Origin of the sequence: Shewanella sp. Iso12 (assembly GCF_012030025.1) — a bacterium.
Taxonomy (GTDB): Bacteria; Pseudomonadota; Gammaproteobacteria; order Enterobacterales; family Shewanellaceae; genus Shewanella; species Shewanella algae.
Map to the genome: position 1 here is coordinate 180,355 of NZ_JAAUHW010000003.1, position 20,906 is coordinate 201,260.

At 52.0% G+C, this 20,906-nt stretch carries 18 protein-coding genes and 1 riboswitch; of the genes, 8 read left to right on the plus strand and 10 right to left on the minus strand.

The window, feature by feature from the left end:
* Positions 1-3: 3 nt before the first annotated feature.
* Entirely contained in the window at positions 4-1,248 is a 1,245-nt protein-coding gene (moeA, locus tag HCX89_RS07530; protein ID WP_109247477.1) for a molybdopterin molybdotransferase MoeA, read from the minus strand.
* Positions 1,249-1,522: 274 nt separating this feature from the next.
* Here moeA and ftnA point away from each other — a divergent pair, with 274 nt between their 5' ends.
* Positions 1,523-2,050, plus strand: coding sequence for a non-heme ferritin (ftnA, locus tag HCX89_RS07535; protein WP_028780740.1), 528 nt, complete (start codon positions 1,523-1,525; stop codon positions 2,048-2,050).
* A gap of 43 nt (positions 2,051-2,093) precedes the next feature.
* On the opposite strand, the gene HCX89_RS07540 is transcribed toward ftnA, so the two are convergent.
* On the minus strand, positions 2,094-5,291 hold the full coding sequence (locus tag HCX89_RS07540; RefSeq protein WP_217351524.1) for an EAL domain-containing protein: 3,198 nt from the start codon (positions 5,289-5,291) through the stop codon (positions 2,094-2,096).
* Between the two features lie 258 nt (positions 5,292-5,549).
* Positions 5,550-6,203: a 3,4-dihydroxy-2-butanone-4-phosphate synthase gene (gene ribB / locus HCX89_RS07545; protein WP_025009206.1), complete on the minus strand. Its 654-nt coding sequence runs from the start codon at positions 6,201-6,203 to the stop codon at positions 5,550-5,552.
* A 114-nt stretch (positions 6,204-6,317) separates the two neighbouring features.
* A riboswitch (FMN riboswitch) is annotated at positions 6,318-6,504 on the minus strand.
* A gap of 276 nt (positions 6,505-6,780) precedes the next feature.
* On the opposite strand from ribB, the gene HCX89_RS07550 reads away from it, so the two are divergent.
* Together HCX89_RS07550 and HCX89_RS07555 are read left to right on the plus strand one after the other, a co-directional pair.
* On the plus strand, positions 6,781-8,853 hold the full coding sequence (locus HCX89_RS07550) for a S9 family peptidase (protein ID WP_167715553.1): 2,073 nt from the start codon (positions 6,781-6,783) through the stop codon (positions 8,851-8,853).
* Positions 8,850-9,125, plus strand: coding sequence for a GIY-YIG nuclease family protein (locus HCX89_RS07555; RefSeq protein ID WP_025889227.1), 276 nt, complete (start codon positions 8,850-8,852; stop codon positions 9,123-9,125). Before HCX89_RS07550 ends, HCX89_RS07555 begins: the two co-directional genes overlap by 4 nt.
* 313 nt (positions 9,126-9,438) lie before the next feature.
* On the opposite strand, the gene HCX89_RS07560 is transcribed toward HCX89_RS07555, so the two are convergent.
* The 3 genes from HCX89_RS07560 to HCX89_RS07570 form a co-directional block, all read right to left on the minus strand.
* Positions 9,439-10,245, minus strand: a complete 807-nt coding sequence (locus HCX89_RS07560) for a phosphatase PAP2 family protein (RefSeq protein WP_145839449.1) — start codon at positions 10,243-10,245, stop codon at positions 9,439-9,441.
* A 70-nt stretch (positions 10,246-10,315) separates the two neighbouring features.
* A complete protein-coding gene (locus tag HCX89_RS07565) occupies positions 10,316-11,530 on the minus strand; it encodes a HAMP domain-containing sensor histidine kinase (RefSeq protein WP_145839447.1) in 1,215 nt (404 codons plus the stop codon).
* Positions 11,527-12,180: a response regulator transcription factor gene (locus HCX89_RS07570; RefSeq protein WP_167715556.1), complete on the minus strand. Its 654-nt coding sequence runs from the start codon at positions 12,178-12,180 to the stop codon at positions 11,527-11,529. Before HCX89_RS07570 ends, HCX89_RS07565 begins: the two co-directional genes overlap by 4 nt.
* Positions 12,181-12,268: 88 nt before the next feature.
* Between HCX89_RS07570 and HCX89_RS07575 the strand changes: the two genes are divergently transcribed.
* The 3 genes from HCX89_RS07575 (at position 12,269) to HCX89_RS07585 (ending at position 14,633) form a co-directional block, all read left to right on the plus strand.
* Positions 12,269-12,829, plus strand: a complete 561-nt coding sequence (locus tag HCX89_RS07575) for a class I SAM-dependent methyltransferase (protein WP_167715558.1) — start codon at positions 12,269-12,271, stop codon at positions 12,827-12,829.
* Between the two features lie 90 nt (positions 12,830-12,919).
* Positions 12,920-13,708 (plus strand): bifunctional 2-polyprenyl-6-hydroxyphenol methylase/3-demethylubiquinol 3-O-methyltransferase UbiG, encoded by a 789-nt coding sequence (locus HCX89_RS07580; RefSeq protein WP_167715560.1) that lies wholly within the window; start codon positions 12,920-12,922, stop codon positions 13,706-13,708.
* A gap of 115 nt (positions 13,709-13,823) precedes the next feature.
* Positions 13,824-14,633 (plus strand): hypothetical protein, encoded by an 810-nt coding sequence (locus tag HCX89_RS07585; protein WP_167715562.1) that lies wholly within the window; start codon positions 13,824-13,826, stop codon positions 14,631-14,633.
* A gap of 44 nt (positions 14,634-14,677) precedes the next feature.
* On the opposite strand, the gene HCX89_RS07590 is transcribed toward HCX89_RS07585, so the two are convergent.
* Positions 14,678-15,835, minus strand: coding sequence for an iron-containing alcohol dehydrogenase (locus HCX89_RS07590; protein ID WP_025009216.1), 1,158 nt, complete (start codon positions 15,833-15,835; stop codon positions 14,678-14,680).
* A gap of 193 nt (positions 15,836-16,028) precedes the next feature.
* On the opposite strand from HCX89_RS07590, the gene HCX89_RS07595 reads away from it, so the two are divergent.
* Positions 16,029-16,898: an AraC family transcriptional regulator gene (locus HCX89_RS07595; protein ID WP_167715564.1), complete on the plus strand. Its 870-nt coding sequence runs from the start codon at positions 16,029-16,031 to the stop codon at positions 16,896-16,898.
* On the opposite strand, the gene HCX89_RS22975 is transcribed toward HCX89_RS07595, so the two are convergent.
* Both HCX89_RS22975 and HCX89_RS07605 read right to left on the minus strand, forming a co-directional pair.
* Complete coding sequence (locus HCX89_RS22975) at positions 16,895-17,437, minus strand: type II secretion system protein (RefSeq protein WP_044735477.1); 543 nt, start codon at positions 17,435-17,437, stop codon at positions 16,895-16,897. The two genes, HCX89_RS07595 and HCX89_RS22975, sit on opposite strands and share 4 nt — an antisense overlap.
* Before the next feature lie 151 nt (positions 17,438-17,588).
* On the minus strand, positions 17,589-18,653 hold the full coding sequence (locus tag HCX89_RS07605) for a type I restriction endonuclease (protein WP_025009219.1): 1,065 nt from the start codon (positions 18,651-18,653) through the stop codon (positions 17,589-17,591).
* A gap of 284 nt (positions 18,654-18,937) precedes the next feature.
* Here HCX89_RS07605 and HCX89_RS07610 point away from each other — a divergent pair, with 284 nt between their 5' ends.
* Positions 18,938-19,282: a hypothetical protein gene (locus HCX89_RS07610; protein ID WP_025009220.1), complete on the plus strand. Its 345-nt coding sequence runs from the start codon at positions 18,938-18,940 to the stop codon at positions 19,280-19,282.
* Between the two features lie 87 nt (positions 19,283-19,369).
* On the opposite strand, the gene HCX89_RS07615 is transcribed toward HCX89_RS07610, so the two are convergent.
* On the minus strand, positions 19,370-20,896 hold the full coding sequence (locus tag HCX89_RS07615) for a tetratricopeptide repeat protein (RefSeq protein WP_167715566.1): 1,527 nt from the start codon (positions 20,894-20,896) through the stop codon (positions 19,370-19,372).
* Positions 20,897-20,906: the final 10 nt, after the last annotated feature.

Consider the following 20,906-nt stretch of genomic DNA (forward strand, 5'->3'; position numbering starts at 1 on the left):
GCCTCAGCACAGCACGCTGTTAAAGGGTTCTACTGTGACTCTGGTGCCTGCCGGGGTGTCGCCCTGCATCTGCTCCAGAATAATAAAACAGTTGGCCAGGCTCATGGAGGTCAGCATGCCCGAACCCTGTGAGCCGGTTACCGCCACTTCCAGTTCCCCGTCCTGGTTGCGGCTCAGAATACCGCGCTGGTATTCCACCCGTCCGGGCTGTTTACGTATGGGGGCGGTCAATTTGGCATCCAGTAGTAGTGGGGTTGGTTGTGGCAGCCCCTGCAGTTTATGCAGCAAAGGCCACACCAGCTTGTAGAAGGTCACCATGGATGAAACCGGGTTGCCCGGCAGACCACAGAACACCGCCTTGCCTATATGGCCGAGGGCAAAGGGTTTGCCCGGCTTGATCGCCAGCTTCCAGAAGCTTATTTTGCCTTCCTCATCGAGGATCTGCTTGGTGAAGTCGGCCTCTCCGACCGAGACCCCCCCTGAGGTGATCACCATATCGGCGCTGGCCGAGGCGTTGCGAAATGCCTGACGGATAGCCTCAGGATCATCTGCAATAACGCCGAGATCCTGCCACTCAACACCGGCACGGCTGAGCAGGCCCTGAATCGAGTAGCGGTTGGAGTCGTAGATCTGGCCGGGAGCCAGTTCTGAACCCACGGGGCGCAATTCATCACCGGTGGAGAAGAAAGCGATTTTGACCTTGCGGATCACTCTAAGGCTGCTGATACCTATGGTGGCCATCACCCCCATTTCGGCGGCACCTATCAGAGTGCCGGCCCTGAGGACCTTGGTGCCGGCCAGCAGCTCTTCGCCGCGGCCACGCACGTTGTCTCCGGCCTGCTTGCAAGGTTCTATGGTGATCAGCTCGCCATTGGCCTCGGTTTTCTCCTGCATTTGCACTGTGTCGAAACCCGCAGGCACAGGAGCGCCAGTCATGATGCGGACACAGCCGCCTGGCTGATACTGGCCTTCAAAGGGATGGCCTGCAAAGGAACTGCCCAGTAATTTCAGGCTGGCCTTCTCGGGTAAGTCGGCATAACGATAGGCGTAGCCGTCCATCGCCGAGTTATCGAACGGCGGCAGGTCTATGCTGCTGGCCAAGTCTTCTGCCAGTACCCGTCCCAGAGAATCCGACAGTTGCACGGTTTCGGTATCTTCCAACGGGGTGACCTGCTCGAGTAGCAGGGGCAGAGCGAGATCCGGGTGCATCAGCCCTGGATGGGCACAGACGTCTTGCGGCTTGGACATAGAGCAACCTTATTTGAGCTATTACTGAACCTGGTTGGCTATTATGCCACGCTGAAAGTGGATGACTATGATCTGCATGCCAGTTTTCGTGCCCTGGGCGCAGGCTTTTCCTTTTACAGTCAGCGGATTGCGGCAAATAACAAATGATAATTCAAGTTAAATGAAAAGTGTTTTCATTATAAATCATTGCGTTAGGTAAAGATTCTTGCATTTGTTGTGCCCCTTGATAACAATAGCGCCCATGAAACAGATACCAGAAACGAGAGGCAAGGATATGTTGGCACAAGCCATGATTGATAAGTTGAACGAGCAGATCAATATGGAGTTTTTCTCCTCTAACCTGTATCTGCAGATGAGCGCCTGGTGTGAAGACAAAGGCTTTGAAGGTGCGGCCAAGTTCCTGCGGGATCACGCCGATGAAGAGATGCAGCATATGCGTCGTCTGTTCACCTATGTCAGTGAAACCGGCGGCATGCCTCTGCTGGGCGCCATTGAAGCTCCCAAGGCCAATTTTGAATCCCTGTTGTCCCTGTTCGAGTACACTTACGAGCACGAGCAGCTGATCACCAGCAAGATCAATGCCTTGGCTCATACCGCCTTCACGACTCAAGACTATTCCACTTTCAACTTCCTGCAGTGGTATGTGGCCGAGCAGCACGAAGAAGAGAAGCTGTTCAAGTCGATTGTCGACAAGATCCGCCTGGTGGGCGAGGATGGCAAGGCGCTGTTCCTGGTGGACAAGGATCTGATGCAACTGGCGAGCGAAGGTGGCGAGACTGTGATGAATGCACAGATGGCCTAAAGCCACCTGGTTTTAAAAGAGAGCAGCCTTAAGGCTGCTTTTTTTATGCCAGAAGCTGACGGATAAAGGACTCTCCCTGGATGAGGATCGGGGTCAGGCTCTTGGCAGGTAGAGGTCTTGAAAGCAGATAGCCCTGACCAAAATCACAGCCCATGGACTTGAGCAAGATCCATTGCGCGCGGGTCTCTATGCCCTCGGCCACCAGTTGCAAGTCCAGGCTCTTGCCCATCATGACTATCGCTCGCACCAGGCTGGCATCAGCCTCATTCACCAAGGCGTTATCGACAAAGCTCTTGTCGATTTTAATCACAGAGATAGGGAACTTGCGCAGATAGCTCAAGGAAGAGAAGCCGGTTCCGAAGTCATCCATGTGGATTGCCACGCCGAGTTGGCGAATGCTGTTGAGCACCTCCAGACAATGGGGGCTGTCGTCCAGCAGCATGGATTCGGTGATCTCTATATGCAGTCTCTCGGGCGCTATGCCGTGACGCTTGATGGCTTCGGCCAGCAAGGTGTCGAAGCTTACCCCACTGATGTTGATGCACTGGCGGCTGGAGACGTTGATCGCCATATCCAGTTTTATTCCTTCGGCATGCCAGTGGCTGAGGTCTTTCAGTGCTTGTTCCAGAACCCATTCGCCTATCGGCTCTATCAGGCCATTATTCTCCGCAATGGGAATGAACTTCTCCGGTGAAACCCAGCCGTATTCAGGGTCATTCCAGCGTAGCAGCGCCTCGACTGAGGTGATTTGGCCGGTTTCCATAGAGACTATGGGTTGATAATGCAGACAAAATTCCTGATGCAGCACGGCGCTTCTGAGACGTTGCTCCAGTTGCAAACGCTCCAGCATGCTGGCGTTCATGCTGGGGGTGAAATACTGGTAGTTGTCACGGCCATTGTCCTTGGCGCTGTACATGGCGGTTTCCGTGTTGCGGGTCAGGGCATCTATGTCATCGCCGTCTTCGGGATAGACACCTATACCAAAGCTGACCGAGATCAGGGTGTCCTGACCATCGATATCGAAGCTGCTGCCGAACAGGGCTTTAACCCTGTCGGCCACGGCTGTCAGCGCAGCATCGTTCTTGTAGTGCGGCAAGATCACGGCAAATTCATCACCCCCTATGCGGGCAACAAACTTTTGTTCATCCGGTAGTGACTCCAGCCTTCTCGCCACCTGTTGCAACAAGAGATCGCCGCGTTTGTGGCCCAGTACATCATTGATATATTTGAACCTGTCGAGATCGATCAGCAGAATCGCCAGTTTGTGACCATGAATATGGGCTTGCAACAGCTCGTGGTGCAGCCTCTCGCTGAACATCTTGCGATTGGGCAACTTGGTCAAAATATCGAAATGGGCCTGATACCAGATGTCCTGCTCGTATTTTTTACGGTGGCTGATATCGACAAACAAACCTATGTGTTTGAGTATGTTGTTGTTATCGTCACGCACCAGGGTGATAGCCAAAAACTCAGGATAGATCTCACCGTCTTTACGTCTGTTCCAGATCTCGCCTTCCCATTTGTTATTGGTCAGCAGGCTGTCCCACATCTGGCTGAAGAAAGTCTTGTCGTGGCGATAGGAGTTGAGTATTGAAGGATTCTTGCCCTTGACCTCTTCCAGGCTGTAACCGGTAATGCGGCTGAATGCCGGGTTGACCAGTTCAATACGGTTATCGGCATCTGTGATGACAATCCCCTCGCCGGAATAGTCGAATACTGCGGCGGCCTGTTTCAGCTGTTGATAGGATTTTTGCCTTTCACTGAGCATTTGTCCCAGAGCCTTGGCCATGTCGGCCAATTCATCCTTGCCCTCGACCTTGATATCCAGATCCAGATTGGGATCTTTGGTCATCAAGCGCATGTTGTTGGCGATGGCATAGATACGTCTGAGCAGATTGTGACTCAGGGCCCGGCCAAGAAACAACAGCAGGCCGATAGTGATGGCGGCCGACAGCAGATAGAGGGCGATAAGGCGCAGTGACTGACCGCGTTGGGCGTTGGAAAGATTGAGAATATCATCGGAAACACTGTCGGCTATGGCATCCATCTGGCGGATCCTTTCGCTGGCCAACTGCCACCAGACTTCGGGAGTAACCGGGGGCTTGGGTTGGCTCAGGGCCTTCAGGGCATCGAGCATCTCATCGTCGGAAATCTGCACCAGGGGGTCTATCTCTTCCACCTTGGCGCCCCGGCTTTGCATGGCCGCTATCAGCTGCATCTTGTGGCGATATTCGTTGAGCTTGTCCCTTATCTGGGCAATGGCCTGTTGCTGATTGGCACTCAGAGCCTTGCTCGATTTCAATTTTTCGAGGATCTGCTCCAGTGATTCCAGCTTGGCGTTAAAGCCTTGTTGGTATTGGCCATCGCCACGCAGCAGGAAGTTTTTGAACTCATGCAGCAGGCCACCATACCCCAGCAAAGAGGCAAACTTATGCGCCTGACGCGTGATGGCATCTTGCTGACGCAACTGCTCCCTGACATTGTTCAATGCCTGACTCTTGCTGTCCTGCAGCATAGCCTCCAGGCGTTGTTTGTGTTCCACAATGGCGCTGGCGCGGAATAGATCTATGCTCTGATCCTGCTCTGTTATCAAGGCCAACAGCCGCTCATAACTGTCGGTGTCGAACTGACGCTTCAGCAACATGCCGTTGATCAGGCCGCGCTCACGCACCGCCAACTCCTGAATCCGCAACAGTGCGGCCAGGTCGGCATAGGCTCTGGCCTGCTGCACATTGCTCGACAGGGATTGCAGATTGGCAATGCCCAGCAAGAGTTCGTAGTTGAAATCGGAATAGAAATTCAGCGAGGCGCTCTCATCACGGCTCAAGAGTTCGCGCCGGTTGTTTTCCAGCGCCTGCTTGCCGAGTCGCAGAGCCTCCAGTTTGGTTTGCAATAGATGTTGGGCCGCAGGAGAGAGTTGTCTGGAAAGCTGTAACAGATGGGGAGAGTTTTGCAGGGCAGTTATCTGTGCCGATACCCGCTGCTGCTGCACCTGCAGACTGTCGGCAAAGCATTCACCATTACAGGCGATATAGGCGGCGCTGAGGCCTCTTTCCTGCTGTAGCTCATAGATGAGATCGGCCAGGCGCCGACCCACCTCAACAGCATGATAACTTTGGCTGGCCAAACGGTAGTTGTGCAGCAGTTCAAACAGGCGCACGCAACCCAGTATACTAAGAACCAAAACAGGCACTAAGGCAAACAAGAGTAATTTGCGCTTTAGGCTCAGTTGGCTTAACACCTATGGCTCTCCTTGAAATTCTACTGGCAAAGACCTGCCTGCAATCTACTCGAATACAGGCCATAAGGCTTGATAAGTAACATATTGCCTATCAGGGGGCGACCCGTTGTTCAAGGATTTCTAATCTAGGTCACGAAAATAAACCTTAAAAAGTGGAGGGTTAATGTGAGCCTTGTTGCAACAAAGTTTACCTGTTTGTTTAAAACAAAAGCGGCTATAAAGCCGCTTTTGATCAAATAGTTAAAGAACGCTTGTTTATTAGCCAGCGTTGGCCAGCAGAGATTCGCGATAGCTGACAATATCCTCGATGGAAAGAACTGGCAGGTCGTGTTTGTCACCAAAGGCAATGATTTGTGGCAGTCTGGCCATGGTGCCATCCGGATTGGTTACTTCGCACAGCACTCCGGCGGGTTTTAGGCCAGCCAGTTGCATCAAGTCCACAGTGCCCTCGGTGTGACCGCGGCGGGTCATCACACCACCGGGCTGAGCCCGCAGTGGATAGACGTGTCCTGGGCGGGCCAGGTCTTCCGGTTTGGCGTTGTCTGCAATGGCGGTCTTGATAGTCGTCACCCGGTCGGCAGCGGAAACGCCTGTAGTGACTCCGACTTTGGCCTCAATGCTCACGGTAAAGGCGGTGCCGAACTGGCTGGAGTTGTTTTCCACCATGGGCGGCAACTGCAGCGCCTTGATTTTCTCGTCGGTAAGGCAGAGACAGACAATGCCGCTGCATTCGCGGATCAGCATCGCCATCTGGGCGTTGGTCAGGCTCTCGGCGGCGAAGATAAGATCGCCTTCGTTTTCTCTGTCTTCATCGTCGACCACCAAAACACCGCGGCCTTGACGCAATGCTTCGAGGGCGGTTTCGACTCTTTCAATCGGGGTGCCAAAAGGCGCTAATAATGACTGATTCATGGTAAAAATCCTTAAATTACGGCTTGGGTTTTCCAGAATCAGGGCAAAGAAAGGAATAGTGGGCCTCTCTGCCGCTGGCAGAGACGTGTCACTAAGCGGATCGCCTCGCGGCAATCTGATTCTCTTTCATCCGGACTGAGCCATCTAAATGGCAACACCGTCGGCTCTGGAATAGTCACGCTAGGTCGTGATGACACCAGATCTGCTGACCCCGCCAGAATCTGGCGAGCGCTCGCGGGCTTTCATGTCGCTGACATGATTTACCGCCGGTGGGGAATTTCACCCCGCCCTGAGAATTGACCTGTCACTTGTATGTGGCAGGCGGCACCAGCATGCGCCTGTTACATACAAATGACAAGCGGACAGGGTCACATTTTCTGCGGGTGAAGGGGAGCCTTAGAGATCCGGACTCGGGCGGCAGGGCTTGCCGTTGGCGCCGGTCGGCGTCACTATATGCAGGCGGCCTGTAGTCGAGGGAGTAGGCCGCTGATATTAACGCTAAGGAAGAGTGATGAGTCGAGCAGGATCCCTGATGTTGGTTTTAGGCACAGCCTTGTGGCTGTGCGGATGCAGTGGAATGAATTCAGAAAATAAGCTGGTGGCACCGGTTGCCGAAAAACGTCCCCATACCATGAGCCTTCACGGTGTGACCAGGACAGACGACTATTATTGGCTGCGTGACGATGAGCGCAAGGCCCCGGACGTTATCGACTATCTGGAGCGGGAAAACGCCTATACCGCCGCGCGTCTTAAGCCTTGGGAACCACTGAAACAGAAACTGTTTAAAGAGCTGACCTCCAGGCTGGAGCAGGATGAAAGCAGCGTGCCATATCGCTGGCATAACCATTGGTATTATCGCCGTTTCGAGGCCGGGCTGGAGTATCCGGTGATCGCCAGAAGCCGTGAGCTCAATGGTGAAGAGCAGTTGCTGCTAGATGTTAACCGGCGCGCCGAGGGGCAGGAGTTTTATGCTCTGGGCGGAGTGTCTGTCAGCCCGGATGAGCAGATACTGGCCTTCGCCGAGGATACCCTCAGCCGCCGTATTTACAGCGTCTATTTTAAAGATCTTGCCACCGGTGAACTGCTTGCCGACAAGCTGACTGGCATCGATGGCCGGGTGGTCTGGAGCAATGACAACCGTTATGTGTTCTATATCGCCAAAGACCCACAGACCCTGCTGGGATACCAGGTTTTCCGGCACAAGCTGGGAAGCCCCCAGGGCGAGGATCTGCTGGTTTATGAAGAGCAGGACGATACCTTCTATATCTCCCTCGGCAAGAGTCTGGATGAATCCCTGATTGTATTGCACCACGAGAGCACCACGACCAGTGAAGTTTCCCTGCTCGATGCCAACGCCCCGCTCGGCGAATTCCGGGCGTTTCTGCCGCGTGAAGAGGGCCACGAATACAGCATCGCCAAGCGTGGAGATGAATTCTTCATCCTCAGCAACTGGCAGGCGACCAATTTCAGGCTGATGAAAACCACGGCTGCCGATGCCGGCGACAAGCGCAAGTGGCAGCAGGTACTGGCCCATGATCCCGAGGTGCGCCTCGAAGACCTGTTATTGCTGGACGATTATCTGATAGTACAGAGCCGCAGCCAGGGGCTGAGCCATATCAAGGTCTATCCCCATACCGATCTCAGCCGGGGCTATGAATTGGCCTTTGATGACCCGGCCTATGTGGTTGGTCTGGATATCAATCCCAGCCAGCACAGTCGCGAACTGAGGTTATATTACTCGAGCCCGACTACCCCCGAGAGTATTTACAGCTATCAACTGGATAAGCCGGGCGAGCGCAAACTGCTCAAGCAGGAAAAAGTATTGGGGGACTTCGAGCCCGGCAACTATCAGGCCGAGCGCTTGCTGATCCCGGCCCGTGATGGTGCCCAGGTGCCCGTGACTCTGGTGTATCGCAAGGACAAGTTCCGTAAAGACGGCAGCAACCCGCTGTATCAGTACGGTTATGGTGCCTACGGCCATATCATAGAGCCGGACTTCGATGCCTCTATTCTCAGCCTGCTGGATCGTGGCGTGGTCTATGCTATTGCCCATGTCCGGGGCGGAGAGATGCTCGGCAGGCCTTGGTATGATGATGGCAGGCTGTTTAATAAACGAAACAGTTTCAATGACTTTGAAGACACTACCCGGGCACTTTTGGATCTGGGTTATGCCGCACCCGGCAAAGTGGTTGCCGCCGGTGGTAGTGCCGGTGGTTTATTGATGGGCGCCGTGGTCAATCAGGCTCCGGGTCTTTACCTGGCGGTGGCCGCCCATGTGCCCTTTGTGGATATAGTCACCACCATGCTCGATGAGTCGATTCCGCTGACGACCAATGAATATGATGAGTGGGGCAACCCCAATGACAAGCCCTACTTTGACTATATGCTGAGTTACTCGCCCTATGACAACATTCGCCATCAGGCCTACCCGCATCTGTTGGTGACTACAGGGCTGCACGACTCCCAGGTACAGTATTTTGAGCCAGCCAAGTGGGTGGCCAAACTCAGGGACTACAAGACGGACGACAATCTGCTGTTATTACAGACGGATATGGAAGCCGGCCATGGCGGCAAGAGCGGACGTTTCCGGCAATTTGAAGATACCGCGCTGGAATATGCCTTCTTTCTCGGCCTGTTGGGACTGGAATGAGTGGTGATAACTGGCAGCTGTATATCCTGCGTTGCGCCGGGGGCGAACTGTATACAGGGATCACCAAGGATGTGACCCGGCGCCTGCAGGAGCATCAGAGTGGCGGCCCCAAAGCCGCCAAATATCTGCGTGGTCGCGGGCCTTTGCAACTCGTTTATCGTGAAGAGATTGGCAGCCACGGTGATGCCTTGCGGCGGGAAATGGCGGTAAAAAAGCTGAGCAAGCGCGCCAAACTGAGTTTGATTGCGAAGTCAGCGGCTATGCCGGGGTGAGTGACCTTAAAAAAGAAAAAGGAGCAGGAGCGCCAATGGCCAGGCCATTACAGCGGGCGCTTCCTGCGGTCGGGAAGAGGGTCCCCAAGGAGGGGGTGATGGCTCATCAGCGATGGCCCATCAGGAAGATAGTGACGAAGAGCCGCGGCCGACGAGTTCCACAACGCCAGTCGACGACTGTTTCGCTACTCAGCTAGCTAAAGCAGAAAACATGCCAAAACATAATGCATTGTTTATGTTTGCTATTTTTGCAACTACCTTCCAGCAAGTGTCCGCAGTAGTGTCCTCTTTCCTTAAAAAGTGACCGATTTGGCTATTCGGGTGTCCGCCGGACACTCGAGCAGGGCCCTGAGTGGTTTTGCCCGAAGCGAGAGTGGGTGATCAACAGCCAGGTGTTGGCCAACAGCGCACCTCCCAGCAGCAAGGCGCGTTGCCAGTGCAACCAATACTGCTCCGGGAAATCACAAGGATGCTTAACAGCCGCAGTCAACACGCTGATAGTCAGTAGTGTCAGCAGGGGTAACTGCCAGGAAGGCGGCAGTATAAGTTTGTGCTGTAGCCGACAGACCATAATGGCTATCAGCCAGCCCAGCAATGCCCCCAGCGCGACATCCTGCGGCCAGTGTGCGCCAACAGCAATTCGGGACAAACCCACCAAGATAGCCAGTCCCAGTAGGCAGCAGGCCCAAAACCTGTCAGTGAAGAGTTGCCAGGCCAAACCGGCTAAAAGGAATACAGTCGCCGTGTGTCCGGATGGCAAACTATGCCTTAAACGTACTTCTCCAACTATATATGCCTCATCTACTGACATGGCCGGTCGGCCTACATTGAAATAGTGTTTCAGCAAGCTTATCACCAAGGCACAAGTTACCGAGGCAAGCAGGGTCGCCGTCAGCCATTGAGGACGGCGCATCAGCAGTAAGAGCCAGAGAGAACCGGCCGTGGTGCCGTTACCCCAGTCGGTTAGAAGTGCCAGCGCTTCTTCGGAAAAAGCTTGTCCCAATTGGTTAATCTGAATAAATAACGCCTGATTCATCTCGGCTTTCAACAACAGCAGATGTCCCAAAAACAGCAGCCCTGGAAGTATAAGGCTTGCTGGTGTCGCACTGGGTGATTGCATACAGGTCTCCGGTCTATGGTCAATACCGGGAGAATAGAGAGCCAAGTGTCGCTGAATTGTCGCAGCCGGTTCAGTTGTCTAAAGTCGTTTCAGCGGGAAAAGTGACGGTTGCACAGTAGCCCAGTGGTGAAGAAGATATTTGGAACCCCCAATGGTAACGGCGGCAGATGTCCCTTACCAACACCAATCCCACCCCGTATCCATCATGAGGGCTTTGGGGCTCGGCAACATAGTTGCCAACACTGATAGATTGCGCATTGGCTTTCAGGCTGACTTGGCCCTGAACACTGTGTTGAAAGGCGTTTTGCAGCAAATTGCTGATCAGCGAAGTCACCAGTTGCGGATGCGCCTGCAGCCTGAATGGCGTTATTGTCATTACCAACTCGCAGTCTGTCGCCTGACGTAGTGGGGTCAAAGGTTGCAACAGAGCTTCAATAAAGGCTTGATCCAACTTCATCCACTCGGCTTCAGCAGTTTTTTTGCGCCGGGCCAGCAGCAATAACACTTCTGCCAGCGACTCCATTTGGGTGACGGCGCGACGGATCCTTTCCCGAGTTTGGGCTCGCTCCGGGGCGAGATTGTGGAGTGAAAGTTTGAGCACAGTCAGAGGTGAACGAAATTCGTGGCTGATGTAATGAGTAAACGCGCGTTCCCGGGCAAGGGCTTGGCTGAGTTCGTTATGGCTTTTGTTCAGCGCGTGCTGCAGTTCAATAAATTCACTGGTATCGTCCTCAATACTTACAGGATCGAGGTTTTCCGGCTCGTTTTTCAGTTTTTTGGTGAGCCGGCTGAACGGCGCTGCAATCGCTGAGGCTTGATGACTGATATAGATACTCGCCAGGGCAAACAATCCAAGGGCGGTAAACACCAAAATCGCATCTACCATGAAGGCATCCCAGCCCTCGAGTTCAAGCAGGTCGACCCTTTGCAACAGGTACAGTTTTTTGCCTTTATGGTTCAATACCAACAAGTTGTATTCGCGGCCATCGGAGAGGTGCAGGTTGTGTAAACCTGGGATAGGTGAACCGAACTCTTGTGCCAGTTCGCCTGGAAGTTGCTCGTACAGGGTCAATAACTCACCAAACTGGCCCGATAAGGTTCCCAGGTTACCTGAGTCATAGAGTGCCAACACATTGGGGGCGATCAATGTTAAATAGCGACTGTGCAAGCGATTTTCCAGCACTCTGGCCCCTGTCTCCACTACCAGAAAGTAAAACAACATCAGGAGCGCGGCTCCTCTGAGAAAGCTGCGATTGATCTTGTGGGCGATGGAAAAAGTTGTCACTGCAACTTGTACCCTATCTTGGCTATGGTCTGGATCCTTGGTGTAGCAAAGGGTTTGTCCAGTTTTTGTCGCAGCAGATAGATGTGCTTTCGCAAGATGTCCTCATCCGGGAGTCCGTCCTGCCAGAGAGCCGACTCCAGCTCTTCTTTGCTGATGACTTGATTGGGGCGACGCATTAGGCAGGTTAACAGGGTAAAGCTGGCTGGGCTGAGACTGATTTGCGCCCCTTCCCGCCACACTTCACGGCGCTTGAGATCCAGGGAGATTTCCTTATAGCTCAGCCTTGAGGCGAAACCTTCTCCTGAGGTGCGGCGCACAACGGCTTGCATTCTCAGCCATAGTTCTTGGGTATCAAAGGGTTTAACCAGATAGTCGTCGGCACCTGTTATCAGCCCGGTATGAATATCTTCACGGGTATCTCTGGCTGTCAGCATGATTACCGGACAGTCGATCCCTTGGTTTCTCAGCTGTTGGCAAAGGCTGATGCCATCTAGCCCTGGCAGATTCAGGTCCAGCAGAATTAATTGATAGGGATGCGAAAGCGCCAATTGCAGCCCTTGGTTACCGTTTCTGGCAAAGTCCCAGTCCAGCTGCGGCAGTTGTTCGGCGATCAAGGCGGCAGTATCCGGATTATCTTCAATTAACAACACCCTCACTTTCCTTAATCCCTCTGACAATTCGTAGACATTTGTCCAATTAGAGTTCGCTTCTTTCCTATGGTTCATTTGGAGGCGGAAGATGCGCAACTATTGCTTGAGCACCACGATACAAAGAAAATTCTGGCGTCGATCTTTAGGACATTGGCTCAACCAGCAAGGATGGCAGAGAGGTGTTGAGCTGGGAGTCAAGAGCGGTCGTTCCACGGCGGCTATGCTATCGGTTAACCCCGGTTTACAACTGACAGGAATAGATCTTTGGCAGAATCAGCCCGGAAACTCTGCCTATGCAAACAACGCCGAGAACGAGAGAAAGGCGAGAAGGATTTGTCGCCGTTACTCGGGTTTAACCTTAGTCAAGGGTGATGCCTTACAGCTGGCAGGGCATTTTGCCAATGCCAGTCAGGACTTCGTATTTTACGACCTATATGACTATCGTTGTTCCAACACAGAGTTCGTGACTCAGATATTACGGCTCTGGTATCCCAAAATTGCCCCAGGCGGGGCAATTGTCGGGCGCGACTTTGACAATCAGGACTGCTTGCGGGCCTTTGCCGATTTAGGTCTTCCGCATCCTGTGGCTTGTATTATTCGTGGGCGGGCGCATCCCAGATTAAAGGCGGTGTTTAAGCCTAAGCAATAGCTAGCTGCGGGTATGAATCTAATTTGATCTATCAAAGGGTTAAGTTGTAGCATCCGCCATGTTGACGATTGAATAGACAGGGAGCTTTTGATGACAAGCAAGGCAGAAGCAGAGTACCAAAGGCTGAATCAGCAGGCCTGGAATGAGCGTACCAGGTTACATCTGCAGTCAGAGTTTTATGACGTTAAGGGTTTTCTCAGTGGTCGCAGTTCGTTGCGGGAAATAGAGCTGGCGGAACTATCGGTCAAGGGCAAGTCCTTGCTGCATCTCCAGTGTCACTTTGGCTTGGATACTCTCTCCTGGGCCAGGGAAGGGGCCGCCAGTGTCGCCGGCCTGGACTTGTCTGACGAGGCCATTACCAGCGCCCGCCAACTGGCGGAACAAGCCGCTATCGACGCCGAGTTTGTTTGTGGCGACCTCTATCAGGCGCCGGCTTTGTTGCAGCGCCAATTCGATCTCGTGTATGTCTCTTATGGCGCGCTGGTTTGGTTGCCGGATCTACATCGCTGGGCAGAAACTGTGAGCGCTTGCCTTAAGCCGGGCGGTGAACTCTACCTGGCCGAGTTCCATCCATTGCAGGCATTGTTTGACGGTTATGACTACTTCCACACAGGTAAGGCCGATGTGGAGTTGGAGGGCAGCTATACCGAGAATGCTCAGGAAGCACAGCATACCACGGTTTGTTGGTCACACTCCCTGAGTGATGTCATCAGCGCCTTGTTGGCCAATGGTTTGCAGTTGCGGGCTTTTCGCGAGTATGACTTCAGTCCCTATGACTGTTTCGAGGGCTTGCAGGAGGATACGCCGGGGCGTTTCAGGTTATATCATCAAGGCAAAGCCATTCCCTTGGTCTACAGCTTGAAAGCGGTTAAAAGATGAAAAGGGTACTGGCTCCATCATTATTGTGTCAGAGATAACGCTTTAAAGACGTGTTTACAATTGGTTCACAATTGTGCATATTGTGGGATGTTACTTTGACTATATGGAGATTGTCATGTTCAAGAGTGTTATTTTTATCATTGTACTATGTAGTGTATTTTCATCTTTTGAAACAAAAAGTTTGGGATTGGGAGATGAGATTTCTTTTGAAGAGTTAATGAGAGTCTGCGTGGATTCGCCGGACCCAAGCTATATGGACTTATGTAATCAACGTGGATTCCAATATGAAACACTCGAAACTGAACTTTATTCTGAAAGTAATAACTTAATTAATTTTAAATCAGAAGTTGTTTTATCTGGATCTACGCCTTTAAAACAGGTACACCATAATTTTGAATTTATTTGTGTAAACTGTGAGTTACCAATGAGTAATTCGCAGTTGACAAGCTTTTTTTCTTCATTTCGTAATGCTTTTAAAAGTGCAGCTATGACGAGTACTTTTTCTACAAAAAGAACAAAGAGAAATGGAAGAAATACTCAAGAACCTGCTGTTAACAATAATGGAGGCTCATTTAGCCAAGACTTTAAAAATATAGCGGATGGCACCAAAACTTTTACTGAGGCCTTTAGTGAAGCATACAAAACTCTGTTTGATGACAGTGATGACAATCCAATAGTCGTTCTAGTGGATCAGACTGGTTCACCAGTAGCTCTTATTAAAGTAGTTGGAGATACTCATACTGTAGTTTCCAATTTTTCAAATGCGACAATATCAGATGATGGTTCTATGAGTTTTACGGCTAATGTTTCTATTTCAGATGCATCACATTATTTATCAGCATTGAGTACGATGACTGGATATCGATGTGAAACCGTATGGACAGGCTCAAATGAAGATATGGTTGCCCAAACAGTTTGTTATTGAGTGGAGAAGTAGAAGTAGTGCTTATGAGCACTACTTCTAAACCATTACCAGGCCAGCTCAAGGATTTCACGGCTGCTGTCCAGACCAAGATCGCCGGTTTCAGACAAGGCGGTCATGCCGTGAGCTTCCAGTGCGGCAACGACATCTGCGATACGTTCTTGCGGCACATCATAGTCGCGCAGACGAGTCTTGAGGCCAACCTGTTCAAAGAAGGCCTGAGTGGCTGCAATAGCTTGCTCGATACGGCTGTCTTCATCACCCGAAGTGATATCCCAAACCCGCTCGGCATATTGCAGCAGTTTGGCGCGTTTCTGTTCCTTACGCACCCGCCATACAGAGGGTAAGACTACGGCCAGCGTTTGCGCATGATCTATGCCGAACATGGCAGTCAGTTCGTGGCCTATCATATGAGTGGTCCAGTCTGCCGGTACGCCGCTGCCTATCATGCCGTTGAGCGCCGAGGTGGCACTCCACACCAGGTTGGCGCGGGCATCATAGTTCTCCGGCTCGGCCACGGTGACAGGGCCCACTTCAATCAGGGTCTTCAGTATGCCTTCGGCCATTCTGTCCTGAACTCTGGCATCCACGGGGAAGGTGACGTATTGCTCGACCACGTGTACGAAAGAGTCGACTACGCCGTTGGCGACCTGGATCTTCGGCAAACTGAAAGTCAGGCTGGGATCCAGCACGGAGAATACCGGGAAGCTCTGCGGATGAGTCACGGGGAACTTGCCACCCTGATGGCTGACCACGGCAAAAGCATTCATTTCTGAGCCTGTAGCCGGCAGTGTCGCTACCGTACCGACGGGCAGTACCTCTGTCACAGGAACCGGGTTGAAACCGTGATGCAGCAAGCTGCTGCTGTCGCCATCGAATTTTGCCGCCAGGGCAATAAACTTGGTGCCGTCCATCACTGAACCGCCACCGACGGCCAACAGAAAGTCGATGGATTCGCGCCGCGCCAGCTCGGCAGCCCTGGCCAGGGTGTCGTATTTGGGGTTAGCCTCAATGCCACCGAACTCAAACACAACGCGGTCGCCCAGCGCGGTTATGACCTTGTCCAGGGTGCCGAAGCGTTTGACACTGCCACCGCCGTAAGTCACCAGCACTCTGGCATTGGCCGGTACCAGTTGATCCAGTTCTGCCAGTCTGTCTTTACCAAATACTATGTGGGTAGGGTTGCGATAGTCGAAATTGAGCATGATATTTCTCTCTTCTACAGCCGAAAAACTATGGTTGCCATCTTAGTCCCCTCAGCTTGGATTGAAATACACATTGCTGGAGCATTTATGCCTATTCCTGCCTAGTTTGGTTAATTGGTGCTTGAATATGGCTATTTTGATGCTTTTTTCTGTAATGGTGCTAGTATCCAAACCCTGATGATTGGAGAGTGTTATGAGTGATATTGCAGCCTTAATGGCGGCCCTGGCGGTGCATGAAGGGGTGAACAGCACCAGCCTGCCAGGGGTGCATCTGTTTCGCAGTTCGGCCTATGGCAGCCGTGGCCCCATGTGTTATTCCCAAGGGATCATGATAGTCGGCCAGGGGCGTAAACGTGTCTATCTCGAAGATAAGATCTATGACTATGATCCGCAGAACACCTTGGTGATGACAGTGCCTATGCCGGTGGAGTGTGAAACCTTTGCTTCCGAGGAAGAACCGGTATTGGTACTCATGGTGGATATAGATCTGCAGCAACTTAACCAGTTGATCCGCATGATGGATCAACACCACAAGGTGCCCAAGGATCTCGATGATGCCCGTCAGAGCGGCTTCTTTGTTGCCGCCAACAGCGAAGACATGCTCTGCTGTGTCGAGCGTTTGCTGCTGGCTCTGCAGTCGCCGTTGGAAGCCGAGGTCTTGGGTAAGGCCATGGTGCAGGAGTTGCTGTTTCGGGTGTTGGCTTCCGACAATGCAGCGCCTTTATATGCGCTGGCGCTCAGTCATACCCGTTTATCCCGGGTAGAGAAGGCGCTCAAATATCTGCATCAGAACTATCGTGAAAGTGTGGAGGTAGAGCAGCTGGCTGAGTTGGTCAACATGAGCCCCTCGGCATTTCATCGCTGTTTCAAGGAGGTCACGGCCTCATCGCCCATTCAGTACTTGAAGAAGATCCGCCTCAATAAGGCCAAAGAGCTACTGCAAAGACAGCGCCTCAAGGTGAAGGAAGCGGCACTGGAAGTGGGCTATGAGAGCCCGGCCCAATTCAGCCGGGAGTTCAAGCGTTACTTCGACCAGAGTCCGGGAGAAGCTGCCAGGCTCTAAGGCTGACTCCAGAAGGTTTTGCGAACCGAGACCTCACCCGTATCCGGCTGATACTCCATGATCAGTGTCGGTTCATTTTGCTGGATAAAATACACTGAGCGGTAGATGCAGGTATTGGGCGTTTGCTTATAGGTATAGGCCACGTCGACAGTGGTTGTAGGCAGATTGGCATCTTCTACATAGGCGATGCTGAGGTCGGTATCAGTGAGGCCATGCCACAACTGTTCGCAGGCGTTGAAAATGTGAGTGTCTTTGCCTGCGGTGGCATAGGGCCAGCCGTTGGCACTGGAATCAACACTGCCATCACCAAAGCTGGCCAGATTGTCGATGGCGCCCTGATACCCCTTGGCCAGATAGCCACTGTGATAGAGTTTTACCGCAGATTCAAAGGCGGCATACTGGCCCCTGAACACCTGCTCCGTGGCGTCGTCGCGCAGATTGAGGAACTTGGGCGCGGCCACCACAGCCAGGATCCCGAGGATAATAATCACCACTACAAGTTCAATTAGGGTAAAGCCCTGATACTGCTTTGCTTTCATTACATCGCCCGGTTTATAGAATAGAGATATTGCCAACTGAATCGTCGCTAGCGCGGCAGTCTAGCCAAGCCTCTGACGTCTGGCAAGTCGGGGATAATAAGAATAACGGCGAACTCACTTAATGAAGTGGCTCGCCGTTCTATCTTTTGCTTTACTCGTAGAAGGTGATTGTTTGCAGTAAGGCTTCACTATGCAGGAATATATCGTCTACTGAGTCTAACGGATGACGAGTTTCATTCTTCTCATGATCCATTAATCCGAGATATTTCTGTTTGGTATTAAAGTGCAGTCTGCAAATAGGCTTGCGATTATTGTTGTCCAGTAGAACTCCGAAATAGCTTTGCGTATCTCGTCCGGTGATTCTACTAACATCGACTTTTTGTCTAAGAATCGCCTTGATGACATTGTAGCCTTCAACCTCTTCTTCGGTCGTAATTATCCTTGGCTTATTTTCGATTTCGCCATCTGAGCCTGAGACTTCCTCAACGTCATCGGTCGCTCTATCTCCCATTGCAGACTTAAGTCTTTCATTAATACCGTCCTTCATAAATTGTTTGAGAGCTTTGGCCGTGATCTCAGTAAACTGTTGTTTTACCTTTGGAGTTAACATGCCGTCATAAACCCTGCTGGCAAAAAAGCGTACAAACTCTTCTTCAGGATTTTTGAACTGATCACTGATAATTCTCTTTATGTCACTTAGATATTTAAGTTCTCCTGCGGCATTGACGATAGATTCCATGTCAAATGTCGATTTTGTCAACTTTTTAACTTCCGGCACTATGTGTTCATCAATATTCTCCAGATCCAATACCAAAAAAGGCTTTTCATCCATCTTGTTGGGAGCGTCCAGATCAGTAAAAAAGAGGTATTGAACACCGTTGGTCAATATGGCAATTCTTGCCTTGGTGACTGAAAAATAGCGGAATAATTGGCTAGCATGTTTTATTGATAGCTTTTCGTTATATTTCTTGCACTCAATCAACATCAATACCTCTCCGTCTTTCATCAGCGCATAGTCGACTTTTTCTCCTTTTTTCGTTGGAGTATCGGCAGTGTACTCAGGGAGTACTTCATCTGGGTTGAATACGTCGTACCCCAATACAGAGCTTAGGAAAGGCATTATTAGTGCGTTTTTAGTTGCTTCTTCGGTTTGAAGGCTGGCGGATATTTGGGGGATGCGCTTTGATAGAGCTTGAATTCGTTCAATAAAATCCATTTCATTCACCTGTCATTTATCTAGAAAATGGGTGCTCCCAAGTACCACCATATAAATAGAAGCAGTTTTAAGGTTTTCGGCACTGACCGATAGTTCTCGTTAGCTGATTTAGGGTTTAGCTTAAAGTTTGCACAATATCCAGGTTAAGGTATTGTTTTGTATCAAACTATAGCTTTGTTCACACTCCGGTGACCTAAAGCATGGCAATCTTCGACTAGGCTGGTTGAGCCTGTGGCGGGATGACGGGCTAATATTGATACAGAAACTATCAGGGAGGAAAACAGATGAAATGGATTGGGATCTTGTGTGGCTTGCTGGTGTCACTGCCGGTAGCCGCGGCCGAAGGGGAATACTTCTCTGAGGAGATAGTTCAGCAAGGCACTTTAGCCAATGAAACCCTGCTCAGGGATGCCATGCCGGGAGTGGCTGCCGAAGTGGCTCGTCGCGGCTGCGAGGTGCCGGAGCAGTTTTTTGCCTTTGTGCTGGCGATGCCCAAAGGCAAAGTCGGTGAGCGCTACTGGCATGAACGCTGGATAGTCGAGGGTTGTGAGCGTGAGTACCCGGTGGATATCGAATTTCGTGAAGATGGTGTCAACGCCGCCTACTGGACCATCAAGAATAAAGGCTGAACCGCTGGATTAGCGGTTCTGGCAATCATCTCAGAAAAGACAGACCCAGGCCTTGGCCTGGGTCTGTCTTCAAAGGTTTAACACAGCTCAGGCGGCCTCGGGGTTGTTTTGCGGCAACTGCGCCCGAACCTCTTCGAGACGCTGCTCATACCAGGCGGTTTCGGCCTCGGTAAAGCTTTGCAACAGTTCCTGTTGCTGCAGTACCTGATCACCCAACAAACCGAACTGGTTATGTTCTTCCAGTTCCAGCTGCAGCCATACGGCGGCGTCTACCCTTTGATCCAGCTCGAGGTAAGTTTCATACAGCTCTTCATAGGCCAAGGTTTCTCCGCCGAAGGCGGCCTTCTCCAGCCAGGGCAGCGCTTGTTGCAGTTCCTTGTATTCTCGCTCATTCGCATACAGCAGAGCCTGGCCTTTGAGGAGATCCAATCTGGCCTGGGCCAGGCTGTCTATGGGGTGTAGCGCCAGATATTCCTGCTTGAGTGCTTCGGCCTGCTGTTTTTCCGATTGGCTCAGACGCGCCGCCAGTGACTCTTTGGCCGCGATATACTCGGCTTCCTCGCCCATAGCGGCAAACTCGAAATGCATCAGTGCCAGCGGTAACTGGCGATTGACGCCCAGCCCTTGTTCATAGAGTTTACCGAGTTGAAAATGGGCACTAAGATCCCAAGCCTGTGCCAGGGGTTCGAGTATTGCCTTGGCACGCAGATGATCATGACTGTCGCGGGAGTGGTCGAGCAGGAAGCCGGCCAACACTGGATCTGCCACGCTATCATCTTCATCGGCCGCGGCTTTTTCCAACCACTCTCTGGCCTTGTGCAGATCTTGAGGTAATTGGTCACCGCGCAGGTAGCGCTGTCCCAGCATCAACTGAAAGTAACTGCTGTCCTGGGCCTGCTCTATCAACAGCTGCTCGGCCTGGCGTTTATCCACCGGGCCACCTAGGCCTTGCAACATCATTTCCGCCAGATGACCGGCGCTGGCCGCTTCACCCAGCTGGTGTGCCTTGGTGAGCCAGAATCTGGCCTGCTGCAAATCGGCTTCCCCTTGCCTGGGCTCCTGCAGCAATATCCCCAGATGAAAGCAGGCTTCGGGATCATCCTTGGAGGCGGCCAACTCGAGCCATTTCATCGCCTTGCTGCCGTCCTTATCGAGTATCGGGTTACGGGAATAGACCCGTCCCAGTTGGCTCTGGCTCTCAGTATCACCGGCTTCGGCTCTGGGGAGTAAGTTTTGCTCCAGCAGCTGAATATTGTCGCCAAAAGCAGGGTGTTGGCGCAGCTCCAACATCAGGTCATGGAGCTTGGCAAATTCATTGTCCAATGACGAGGCCTTGGCGGCCCAATGCATCGCCTTGTCGGCATCGTTGGGCACCATCTCCAGCTCGGGACGGGTATAGAACTCATAGAGCATTTGGGCAGCGGCGGGATGAGCTTTATTGGCGGCCTGCTCCAGCAGTGCTATGCCTTCATCGACTCTATTTCTGCCAATCAGTCTCAGACCTTCGTTGGCCATGGCATCCGGGTCGCCGCTTTTTACCGCCTGGGCTCGTTGCCACTTTTTCAGGGCGATAAAGAAGGCCACAAACGCGATAATGATCAATATCAGTTTCATTGTTTTCCTT